A 10,715-nucleotide genomic window follows, 5' to 3' on the forward strand; every position below is an offset into this window, starting at 1 on the left:
TGTGTTTTTTGCACAAAATTGAGGCTGCTGCACGTTGGTTTCGTGCAACAGCCCCATTTCTTTGAAAACATTACGAATGAGCAGTGTTCCAAAAACTGTTGATAGGGGTTCCATAGGCTTTCAATACACGCTGGAAGTCATAGCCGTTTCTCTGTTCTCGGTAATTCTCGAGGCGTAGCAGCACAGTGTCCTGCTCAGTCTGTTGTTCTCCATCATACATATATTTAACCTCAATACTCTGTGCACTAGCATATTGTGCAAGTCTACGTATAAAATCTCGAAATGTCCGTGTCGTCATATTCACGTCGCTGACAATCCATTTTTTTCCGTAATCAAGCCGTGCAAGGCATGTACGACATTCTCCAGCAAACTTGACATCATGCGTTTTCCATTGGAGCACGGAAATCCCCTCCTCGCTCATCAAACTTCAAGATATTGTTCCTCAAAAAAACGTCGATTTGTTTTTCCGCGAATCGTAAATTTCCCGCATTTCCGCAGCTCCGCATTGAGTTCAGCAATGATTTTATACGCCTTGGACATGGAGACCGCGCAAATCTCTGCAACTTCATCCGGTCGTATAAAATTGCTTGCGGCTTTTTTGTACTTCATGCTCCTCACCCTCTCAGCCCGCGCTTGCGGGCTTTTTGTTTGCCGTTTCACCGATCTCGAGCAGCCTGTACCACTCGCTCCCGAAGCCCAAAACATCTGCGATACGCTTGGCTACTTCAGGAGATGGGCGACGGACTCCATTTTCGATATTAGAATAATGATTCTGCGAAATTCCTATAACTTGTGCAAATGCCTTCTGAGAATACAAAGCTTCCATTCTCATTTTTTTAAGCAATCTCATTATCCTCCCTTCTTTATCTCGTATTGAGATTATATATAATATGTCTTAAAAAGTCAACTCAATTTGAGATATAGTATTCAAAAATAAATCGCTATTTGAGATAATATGGAGAACTAGGGGGATTCCATGAATCGAATAGCTGAATTACGCAAAAAAAGAAATATGAGCCAAAAGCAATTTAGTAAGTTATTAAATGTCGCGCAAAATACCATTTCACAATGGGAGACAGGACAGCGAGATATTGATTCTACAACACTGATAAAGATAGCTGAATTCTTTAATGTCTCTACTGATTACCTGCTCTGTCTAACAGATATGCCATCACCGCCCACACAAGAAAAGACTCCTTCCTATCAGGAAGAAGTCTTGCGTGACATAGAGGACATTACCCCGGAGATGGCAAGCGAAGTACGGCAGTTTATCAACTATCTGAAACATAAAAAGGAAACTGCTGCGGGGGCTGCAGCGGGAAAAAAATAATTCCTTTTTATCCCGCGCCCTCCGGATTTACATAAAGCTTTTTAGGAAATAAGCCTCGAAAGGATTCATCATGAAGATTATGCTGAATGTCCCCTATGAAGAAAAAGAGCTTGTAAAGGCGCTGCATGCCCGATGGGACAAGGAATCAAAAAGCTGGTATATTCCAGACGGGATAGACTACCATCTCTTTCAAAAATGGATTGATCCTAAAATGTATCAATCCTTGGAAACTCCACTAAGTACAGATGATGTACTGCTTCAGTATCAAAAAATCGTGTCTTCCGCGCTCGCCTCATTATTGGTTGTTGTCGTCGGTGATGTTTGCAGAGTCTTTTCCAGTGAAAATAACGTCTATACGAATTTCGATTTAACAAACGATCCAACCGCAAAGCAGCGTATCTATGTGTATGCAGATCAGAAATTGTATATTCCCTCCTTTGATACTCGAGTCAAGGTGACAGGAACACTCGGTGTTTACAAAGATAAACTTCAGGTCAAGGCATCTGACATCCGTCCGCTCGATGAACCTACTGCATTTAAGAGAACGCTCACCCAATGGAAAAAAGATTATCCTTCAAGAAGCGGACTGCAGAAACAGAAAATTGAAACCCGATTCGGTTGTATTGGTGTGATTGCACCGAAAGAAAGCGCCGGATACAACGACTTCATAACACTTATCGGAGAAAAGTTCGAAGTAAAACTTTTGTCCGATGTGATGACTGCTGAGAGCATGAGTCAGCGCATTCAAGAGCTGGATCAAAAGGATTTGGACTGCATCTGCATCGTCCGCGGCGGTGGCAGTATCTATGATTTTTTAGACTTCAATCATCCCAAGCTGATTCAAACGATCTACGAAGCTCGCCACCCGATTGCAATCGGTGTGGGTCATTCTACGGATGAACTGGCATGTAATGACTACGCTGATCTTGCTTCGATTACGCCGTCAAAATTGGCAGATGACCTGATCCGTATAAAATGCAACTCCATCAACAAAAAGGAAAACTCCCTCAATCAAATTGGGGGCACAAAAAAACCAAGCTACACCGAACTACTTGAGGAGAACGCTCATCTGAAAAGCGAACTGAATCATCTCAAAGAGCTTTTTGAATTGGAAACGAAGAGGAAAAAAGGATTTTTCAGTAGATTATTTTCATAATCATGGGCTGAAAGTTGCCAAGAACTACCTTTCCAACTACTTCTGAATGTAGTACCAAATCGCACACGCTACTACACCAGCAACAACCGCACTCAAGAATGGGGGATCCAGCATATGACAACACCCCCTATCCGTGCCAGATTCGGAGGTTGGCGACAGGAAGAGTATATCATAATAGGGAAAGAGAAGGCTTTTCAGGAAATAGGATTTGGGGGCTTTGGGGACTTTTGAAATAATTTGCTTATTTTATTCCCCCGTACTAAAATAAGCAGAAAATCGATTGATGTCATTCATCAACCAACAGAAAAGCCCCAACGGGAGTGATGACCCGAAGGGGCTTTTCTGTGCGCTGATGAGACGCCATCATGCCGGTGCCACATTGCGGCTGGTTACCACCGCGCCAGCATCTGCATATCAGTGTTCCGAGGATACTACCAAGGACACTGATATGCAGGGAAACCAAAAAGTCGATCAATGTCATTACTACAACCTCCCCCCTTGCCGGATTGGCTTGATGAGGGTCGTGGCAGAGGAAAGTATAGCATAGAATTCAAATCCGTGAAAGGGATGATCTCTTGTCCGTCCATAAAGATAGAAAGCGCGGAACATGGTACGTAAAGATCAAATATACCGATTGGACAGGTGAAAAGAAAGAGACCACACGCCGAGGCTTTGCCAAAAAAAAAGATGCACAGCTGTTTGAGCAGGATTTTCATCGGCAGAAACAAGGTTCACATTCTATGTTCTTCAAAGCGTTATATGATCTATACATGGAGGACATAAAACCACGCATAAGACCTACAACATATCGAAGCAAAGAATATATGTTCACCTCAAAGGTGTTGCCGTTCTTCGCAAATTTGCCTTGCGACCAGATTACTCCTGCAAAAATACGGCAGTGGCAAAACGAACTTGTCAAAGGCGATTATCAAGAGACATACCTCCGTACTATCAACAACCAAGTTGCAGCCATCTTCAACTTTGCCGTAAATTATTATGGTCTACCAACTAACCCCGCAAAACGAGCAGGGATGATCGGAAAGAGTCATGCCGATGCAATGAGATTCTGGACGGTTGATGATTTTCAAAAATTTATCAATCACACCACTACTCCACTATACAGAATTTCTTTTTTAATCCTTTTCTGGACAGGGATGCGTGTTGGAGAGTTTTTGGCACTGACCTTGGAGGACTTTGATTTTGACAAAAATTTGATACACATAACCAAAAGCTACGCACGGCTAGATAACAAGACTATAATCGGCCCGCCTAAGACACCAAAGAGCCGCCGTGATGTCAGCATCCCTGCATTTCTTGTCGATGAAGTCCAGCAGTTTATCCAAGCGCAGCATTCAATCAATCCAAACGCACGATTATTTGAAACCGGTAAACATGGATTATCTTATGAAATGAGGCGTGTAGCTGCACAGGTTGGCATAGAGAAAATTCGCCTTCATGATCTTAGGCACTCTCATGCCTCCTATCTCATTCACCGAGGAATACCGATCATAGCGATTTCACAACGCCTCGGTCATGAAAAAATCGAGACTACACTACAAACCTACGCTCATCTGTATCCGCAGGAGCGCGATATGATCATTGACACCATCGAAAGTGATTCTGCAACAAAAGGGGTCAATCGGGGGTCACAGAAAATAAATAAGCGCAGAGAACCTTGATATATAAGGATCTCTGCGCTATTTTTCGTTATTCCAGTTCGATGGTTGCAGGAGGTTTTCCTGTGCAGTCATAGAGGACACGGTTGACGCCGTGTACCTCGTTGACAATGCGCGTGGTCACCTTTGACAGGAGTTCCCACGGAAGCTGCGCCGCCTCTGCCGTCATGAAGTCGCTGGTCTCGACGGCACGCAGCACAACAGCATAGTCATAGGTGCGTCCATCGCCCATGACGCCGACGGAGCGCATATTGGTAAGCGCGGCAAAATACTGTCCAAGGTTCTTCTGAATGTCTGCCTTTGCAATCTCCTCGCGGTAGATGGCATCCGCGTCCTGCACGATCTGAACCTTCTCTTCCGTCACCTCGCCAATGATGCGGATGCCAAGACCAGGTCCCGGGAACGGCTGGCGGTCGACGAGATGATCCGGAATGCCGAGCTCACGTCCGGCTGCACGCACCTCATCTTTGAAGAGCAAACGGAGCGGTTCAACAATCTCCTTGAAGTCGACGTGATCGGGAAGCCCGCCGACGTTGTGATGCGATTTGATGACTGCGGATTTACCAAGTCCGCTCTCAATGACATCAGGGTAGATCGTTCCCTGCACGAGGAAGTCCACCGCACCGATCTCATGTGCCGCCTCTTCGAATACGCGAATAAATTCCTCACCGATGATCTTGCGCTTTGCCTCCGGCTCGGTTACTCCCTTGAGCTTTGCATAGAAGCGGTCACGTGCATTGATGCGGATGAAGTTGACATCGTAGATGCCGGATGTTCCGAAAACGGCTTCGACCTCATCCCCTTCGTTCTTTCGCAGGAGACCATGATCGACAAAGACGCAGGTGAGCTGGCTACCAATTGCCTTGGAGAGCAGAACTGCTGCAACGGAGGAGTCTACACCGCCCGAGAGCGCACAGAGCGCACGTCCTGTGCCGATCTTTGTGCGCAGCTCTTCGATGGTCTTCTGAACGAAGGAATCCATGCGCCATGTGCCCGTGCATTTGCAGACGTGATAGACAAAGTTTCTCAGAATCTCAGTCCCGTGCTCCGTGTGCATGACCTCGGGATGGAACTGCACAGAATAAAGCCCTTGACTCGGATTCTCCATCGCAGCAATCGGACAGACGGGGGTGCTTGCCGTTGTATGGAAGCCTGCAGGGAGCTCGCTGATATAGTCCGTGTGGCTCATCCAGCAAATGTTTTTGGATGGAATCCCGTCAAACAGACGGGACGCTTTGTTCGTGATGTCGACTTCTGTCCGCCCGTATTCGCTCGTGGGAGCCGTTTCAACGCGCCCGCCGCAGAGATGTGCCATCAGCTGGGCACCGTAGCAGATGCCGAGTATGGGAATCCCAAGTGCAAAGAGTTCTTTTGGTGCCGTTATGGCTTCCGCTCCATAGACGCTGTTCGGACCGCCTGTCAGAATAATGCCGCGCGGTGCAAGTTCTCGAATGCGATCTATGGACAATGTATGTGGATGTACTTCACAGTAAACGTGATTCTCCCGCACACGGCGCGCAATGAGCTGGTTGTACTGTCCACCAAAATCCAGCACCAGAATCATTTCCGAGGTCTCGGGTCTGTTCATCATGGATGTCCCTTTCTCTCTAATCTTCTGCATCTTCCGTAAAATTTCGCACGGCTGCGTGTGATACATCGACGGAAAACCCCTTCTGATAGAGATTTGCCATCATCTTTTGATACTTGTCCGTTGGCTTGAACTTCATTGCAAGCACGCGTTCGGCGGTTGCTGTTTCCCGTTCGTAGGTATCCTCGGGGACAACGCTCCATACAAGGTCGTGATCGAAGCCTCGCTGCATGAGCTTCGCACAGATCTGACGAACGGAATTCCGACTTTCGTTGTAGAGATACATGAACTGCTGGGTGCAGAGATCCGTATCGTCAAGATAGTGACGCTCGATGAGACGCGCGATGGCGGCCTCGATCTCCTCTTCGGGAAAGCCCTTGCGCGTGAGTTTTTCACGCAGCTTCTGTTCGCTGTGTGCCTGCCGTGCAAGATAGTCAACTGCCGTCATCAGAGCCGTTTTATCTGCGGACTTTCGGGAACGCTTCACTCCCGCATCGTGAGCATCGCTCATTCATCCGTCTCCGACATCGCTTCTTCCTCCGGAAGATCCGATGTTTCTTGATCTGTATCGGCGGAGGATTTTTTTGATCCGCCCTTCTTTTTCGGGGTTACACCTTCGACGAGGAGTTTGGTACGGATCTTTTCTTCAATCTCGGCAATGAGTTCCGGTTTTTCCTCCAAGGTCGCCTTTGCATTTTCCTTGCCCTGACCGAGACGCGTTCCTTCATAGGAATACCATGCGCCGCTCTTGTTTATGAGATCCAGATCGACCGCCATGTCGATGATGCTGCCAAGACGCGAGACACCCTCGCCATAGATGATGTCAAACTCTGCCGTCTTAAAGGGCGGTGCGACCTTGTTCTTGACAATCTTCGCACGCGTACGGTTGCCGAGGGACTCTGTTCCTTGCTTGATGGAGTCTGCACGGCGCACGTCAATACGCACGGAGGCGTAGAATTTCAGTGCGCGGCCGCCTGTTGTCGTTTCCGGATTGCCGTAGGTGACGCCGATCTTTTCGCGCAGCTGGTTGATGAAGACGGCAACGGTACGGGTCTTACTGATGATGCCCGTGAGTTTGCGCATCGCCTGGCTCATCAGACGTGCCTGGAGACCGACGACGGACGATCCCATGTCGCCCTCAATCTCAGACTTTGGAACGAGTGCCGCGACGGAGTCTACCACGATGATGTCGATGGCACCGCTGTGTACAAGCGCATCCACGATCTCAAGTGCCTGCTCGCCCGTATCCGGCTGGGAAATGAGGAGATCCTCGGTGTTGACTCCCAGTTTGCGCGCATACTCCGGATCGAGCGCGTGCTCTGCATCGATAAATGCGGCAAGTCCTCCTGCCTTTTGTGCCTCCGCAATCATGTGGAGGGTAACGGTTGTCTTACCGGAGGATTCGGGGCCGTAAACCTCAATAATTCTGCCGCGCGGGATGCCTCCAACGCCAAGGGCAATGTCGAGCGGCAGGATGCCGGTCGAGATCACCTCGATATTCATATTTGCCTTGGCTTCGCCAAGACGCATGATCGCGCCCTTGCCATGATTTTTCTCAATCTGCTTGAGTGCATTTTCCAATGCCTCTTCGCGCGTCATGGGCTTGTCGCGTTTGCTGTCCTTCTTGTCCTTCTCCGCCATATCATCCGCTCCTTTGATATTTTACTTTCGTTCCAATTATACGAAAATCCCCGCACTTTTGTCAAAAGGAATGTACGGGGAGTTTACGATATCAGAACGTTTATTTCAGAAGAGAGCGGACAATTTCATTCACGAGTTTTCCGTCGGCACGACCCTTGACGCGCGGCATGAGAACACCCATGACCTTGCCCATATCCTTTGCCGTCGTTGCGCTGACCTCGGCAACGGCAGTTTCGACAAGTTGCCGCACTTCATTGGGACTGAGCTGTGCGGGAAGATACGGCATCAGAATCGCAATCTCTGCCTGCGTCTTCTCTACCAAATCACTGCGCCCGCCGCGTTCAAACTCCTCAATGGAGTCACGGCGCATCTTTACTTCCTTCGTGATCACACCGATGATCTCGTCGTCGCTCAGCGTCTTCTTCCCGTCGATCTCAGCCTGACGCACGACACCGCGCACGAGACGGATGACCGAAAGTCGCTCCTTCTCGCCCTGCTTCATGGCTTCCTTCATATCTGCAGTTAGTTTTTCCATCAATGACATCGTTGTCCATCCTTTCGTAAAAACGTAAAATAGAAAAACATCCGTGGCACAGCGTCCACGGATGTCTCTTTGCAATCAGCCCCTGTATTTGCGTTTACGCGCTGCCTCAGACTTCTTTTTGCGGCGAACGCTCGGTTTCTCGTAATGTTCACGCTTACGAACTTCGGCAAGAGTGCCGGCCTTCTGTGACATACGCTTAAAGCGGCGGAGAGCACTATCGATCGACTCATTTTTGCCGACCTTGATTTCATTTGCCATGCATTTCCCCTCCCTCCACGCGCGGAGTAATGTTGCACCAATAAATGATGCAAGGACATTATACCCCATAGGGATAATCCGTGTCAATCGTGTTATGAAATTTTCACAAAACAGTTGAGGATATCATCAACTGTTCGTTTGAACATCTATTTATACATAGTATGCAACAATAAAAATTTTTTATATTTTATATTGACATTACCTCTCAACGTGCGGTATTATTCTACTCGTGAAATTTCACCAAATTCACATAAGGTTCAACTGCTTTAAGGAGATCTGTTACCCATGCGTAGTACAACGAAGATTCTATCTCTCCTGCTCCTTGTCATTTCCGTTGCCCTTGTTGGCTGTGGCGGCACGGACAAGCCCGCAGAAAAGAAAACGGCAGAGCCGTTCCGCATTGTCACCTCGTTCTATCCCATGTATGTTGCAACCATTAATATTACAGATGGCGTGGACGGCGTCGAAGTATCTAATATGACGAAGCCGCAAACGGGCTGCCTGCATGACTATCAGCTCATGACGGAGGATATGAAGACGCTCGAAAAGGCGGATGCTTTTGTCATCAATGGGGCAGGTATGGAGGACTTCATGGACAAGGTGACCGAGCAGCAGAAGAAGCTGAAGGTCATCGATGCGTCGCGCGGCATCGAACTCATTCACGATGACGAAGAGGGGGACAATCCCCATGTCTGGCTGAGTGTTACGGATGCGATTACCCAGGTACGGAACATTGCCGACCAGCTCAAGGAAGCTGATCCCGCGCATGCACCGGCATACGAGAAGAACGCCGTCGCATACATCGAAAAGCTCACCTCGCTCAAGAGTGAAATGCACGCGGCACTCGACAATGTTCCGCACAAGGACATTGTCACGTTCCACGAGGCATTCCCCTACTTTGCAAAGGAATTCAATCTGAACATCATCGGTGTTGTGGAACGTGAGCCCGGCACAGAGCCGACCCCGACGGAGCTGCAGGAGACCATCGAACAGGTCAATGCCCTCCCCACAAAGGTTCTCTTTACGGAGCCGCAGTACTCCCCTGCTGCTGCTGAGACCATTGCACGCGAGACGGGGGCGAAGATCTATACACTCGATCCCGTTGTGACCGGTGAGGCAACCCCTGCGGCGAAGAATGCCTATATCGACACAATGAAAAATAATATGAAGACCTTGCAGGAAGCACTCAAGTAACTTTTCCCATGTAAAAGCCGTCCACGGCAAAACGCTGTGGACGGCTTTTATCGTGCAAGCAAGTGAGGAACGGTTTGCCTACGATGGCGTGTCTTTAGTTTTTCGCCGTGCGCGAAAAAAACGCTTGATGATCTCGGAGCACTCCTCTGCCAAGACCCCGGAACGCATTTCGGGCTGATGGTTCAGCGCAGGGCATTCCGTAATGTTAAAGAGGGATTCGCAGGCTCCCGCCTTTGTATCCGTACTTCCATAGACCACGCGGCTGATGCGGCTCATGACGATGGCACCGGCACACATCGGACATGGTTCGATGGTTACATAGAGCGTCATACCTGTGAGACGCCAGCAGCCGAGATGCTGACAGGCACGTTGGATGGCGAGCAGCTCGGCATGTGCTGTTGCGTCATGCTGTGTTTCACGCAGATTATATCCACTGGCAATGACGGTTCCCGTCTCATCCAATATGACAGCACCGATGGGAACCTCACCAAGTGCATAGGCACGTTCTGCCTCCACGAGAGCCAGCCGCATTCCATGCACATCATCCGGCATGGGGCAGCTTTCCCTTCACCACTGAAATATCAGCTTTTCCCTGATAAAAAAGGGACTGCGTAGGACGACCGACATCAAGCTGATACGCGCTGTTTGAGGAATCATTGTCCGATTGACGTTTTTTCTTCTTCTCTATTTCATCTTCAAAAATAGAAGCAAACGATTCTCCCTGCTCCTGCTCTTCAAAGCCTTTTCTCCGCTCGAACAACTCGTCGTTGTTGAACCTGAGGCGCTTGATTCGCATGACCCGCTCAACACGTTCTACCATCGCTGACACCTCCTATCTATATTGACAAACTATTCTATCTTATATAAATTATATCGTTTGCTTGTGAGGGAACTTAAACAAAAAAGGCAGTATTTATCACAATATAACGTGACATAACACTGCCCTAATTGGAATATGATGCTTTTGTCAGCCCGGCGGCCATGTGAGCGAACGTCCGCCAAGCAGATGGAAATGCAGATGTCCGACCGTCTGTCCGCCATCTGCTCCCGTGTTCGTCACGAGACGAAAACCGCCCGCGTCAATCCCCAACGTACGCGCAAGTGCAGGAACAACATCGGTCAGTATATGTGCTGCCAGCTCCCGATCCTCTGCGCCAAAGTCCAGTACACTCGAAAGATGCTTCTTTGGGATGATGAGAACGTGCTCCGGAGCCTGCGGATCGAGATCACGAAATGCGAGCACGGTGTCGTCCTCATAGACCTTTGTCGAGGGAATCTCCCCATGAGCAATCTTGCAAAAAATACAATCTGCCATTTGATTCACTTCC

14 protein-coding genes are annotated in these 10,715 nt (G+C 48.7%); 4 read left to right on the top strand and 10 right to left on the bottom strand.

All coding sequences use genetic code 11. The annotated features are described in order from the left end of the window. Positions 1–622: 622 nt before the first annotated feature. Entirely contained in the window at positions 623–850 is a 228-nt protein-coding gene (locus ACO6BQ_RS04525; protein ID WP_489119731.1) for a helix-turn-helix domain-containing protein, read from the bottom strand. Positions 851–976: 126 nt separating this feature from the next. Here ACO6BQ_RS04525 and ACO6BQ_RS04530 point away from each other — a divergent pair, with 126 nt between their 5' ends. Continuing rightward, the gene (locus ACO6BQ_RS04530) at positions 977–1,330 is read left to right on the top strand and encodes a helix-turn-helix domain-containing protein (RefSeq protein ID WP_489119732.1); all 354 of its coding nucleotides are present in this window, start codon (positions 977–979) and stop codon (positions 1,328–1,330) included. A gap of 70 nt (positions 1,331–1,400) precedes the next feature. Then, positions 1,401–2,486: an exodeoxyribonuclease VII large subunit gene (locus ACO6BQ_RS04535; protein ID WP_489119733.1), complete on the top strand. Its 1,086-nt coding sequence runs from the start codon at positions 1,401–1,403 to the stop codon at positions 2,484–2,486. Positions 2,487–2,772: 286 nt separating this feature from the next. Here ACO6BQ_RS04535 and ACO6BQ_RS04540 read toward each other — a convergent pair whose 3' ends face one another. Then, a complete protein-coding gene (locus ACO6BQ_RS04540; protein ID WP_489119734.1) occupies positions 2,773–2,967 on the bottom strand; it encodes a CDGSH iron-sulfur domain-containing protein in 195 nt (64 codons plus the stop codon). Between the two features lie 94 nt (positions 2,968–3,061). On the opposite strand from ACO6BQ_RS04540, the gene ACO6BQ_RS04545 reads away from it, so the two are divergent. Beyond that, positions 3,062–4,165, top strand: a complete 1,104-nt coding sequence (locus ACO6BQ_RS04545; protein ID WP_489119735.1) for a site-specific integrase — start codon at positions 3,062–3,064, stop codon at positions 4,163–4,165. A gap of 28 nt (positions 4,166–4,193) precedes the next feature. On the opposite strand, the gene guaA is transcribed toward ACO6BQ_RS04545, so the two are convergent. The 5 genes from guaA to rpsU all read right to left on the bottom strand — a co-directional run bounded on the left by guaA (position 4,194) and on the right by rpsU (position 8,193). Further along, the gene (guaA, locus tag ACO6BQ_RS04550) at positions 4,194–5,753 is read right to left on the bottom strand and encodes a glutamine-hydrolyzing GMP synthase (protein WP_489119736.1); all 1,560 of its coding nucleotides are present in this window, start codon (positions 5,751–5,753) and stop codon (positions 4,194–4,196) included. Between the two features lie 16 nt (positions 5,754–5,769). After that, positions 5,770–6,261: a regulatory protein RecX gene (locus ACO6BQ_RS04555; RefSeq protein ID WP_489119737.1), complete on the bottom strand. Its 492-nt coding sequence runs from the start codon at positions 6,259–6,261 to the stop codon at positions 5,770–5,772. Further along, the gene (gene recA, locus ACO6BQ_RS04560) at positions 6,258–7,391 is read right to left on the bottom strand and encodes a recombinase RecA (RefSeq protein WP_489119738.1); all 1,134 of its coding nucleotides are present in this window, start codon (positions 7,389–7,391) and stop codon (positions 6,258–6,260) included. Before recA ends, ACO6BQ_RS04555 begins: the two co-directional genes overlap by 4 nt. A 100-nt stretch (positions 7,392–7,491) precedes the next feature. Further along, entirely contained in the window at positions 7,492–7,935 is a 444-nt protein-coding gene (locus ACO6BQ_RS04565; RefSeq protein WP_489119739.1) for a GatB/YqeY domain-containing protein, read from the bottom strand. A 75-nt stretch (positions 7,936–8,010) separates the two neighbouring features. Further along, positions 8,011–8,193: a 30S ribosomal protein S21 gene (gene rpsU, locus ACO6BQ_RS04570; RefSeq protein WP_005841552.1), complete on the bottom strand. Its 183-nt coding sequence runs from the start codon at positions 8,191–8,193 to the stop codon at positions 8,011–8,013. A 285-nt stretch (positions 8,194–8,478) separates the two neighbouring features. Between rpsU and ACO6BQ_RS04575 the strand changes: the two genes are divergently transcribed. After that, positions 8,479–9,387, top strand: a complete 909-nt coding sequence (locus ACO6BQ_RS04575; RefSeq protein WP_489119740.1) for a metal ABC transporter substrate-binding protein — start codon at positions 8,479–8,481, stop codon at positions 9,385–9,387. Between the two features lie 78 nt (positions 9,388–9,465). Here the strand turns inward: ACO6BQ_RS04575 and tadA are convergent, their stop codons facing one another. From tadA to ACO6BQ_RS04590, 3 genes are all read right to left on the bottom strand, one after another. Next, entirely contained in the window at positions 9,466–9,939 is a 474-nt protein-coding gene (tadA, locus tag ACO6BQ_RS04580) for a tRNA adenosine(34) deaminase TadA (RefSeq protein ID WP_489119741.1), read from the bottom strand. Then, positions 9,929–10,207, bottom strand: coding sequence for a hypothetical protein (locus ACO6BQ_RS04585; protein WP_006691805.1), 279 nt, complete (start codon positions 10,205–10,207; stop codon positions 9,929–9,931). The genes tadA and ACO6BQ_RS04585 overlap by 11 nt, the downstream gene beginning before the upstream one ends. A 147-nt stretch (positions 10,208–10,354) precedes the next feature. Beyond that, the gene (locus ACO6BQ_RS04590; RefSeq protein WP_006691804.1) at positions 10,355–10,702 is read right to left on the bottom strand and encodes a histidine triad nucleotide-binding protein; all 348 of its coding nucleotides are present in this window, start codon (positions 10,700–10,702) and stop codon (positions 10,355–10,357) included. Between the last annotated feature and the right edge of the window lie 13 nt (positions 10,703–10,715).

The organism is Centipeda sp. (in: firmicutes), from assembly GCF_057271695.1.